Genomic DNA, 305 nt, shown 5'->3' with positions numbered 1-305 from the left:
CATCAAAGAGGATTTTTTCTTCTTCTTTGGGGATAATATGTGCTCACAATACTCACACACAGCTACCTAGTATATAGAGTAGTATACTATAGACTGTGTGTGTGTGCAGTCAACGATGTAATAAAGCTTAAACTACCTTTGTATATCTTCTCTCTCCAGACTTCTTCTCTCTCTCTTTTAGTAGTACACTCTTCTTCGTCCCGTTTCTTTCTTTCTTTCTTTCTTTCTCGAGAGAGAGAGAGTTTTTTTGTGATCCCGATTGTAGTACTAATGCCACACACGAGAGAAGCAAGAGAGAGAGAGAG

The organism is Martelella sp. UBA3392 (assembly GCF_002358775.1).
GTDB lineage: Bacteria > Pseudomonadota > Alphaproteobacteria > Rhizobiales > Rhizobiaceae > Martelella > Martelella mediterranea.
Note: the sequence above shows the minus strand (reverse complement) of the source record.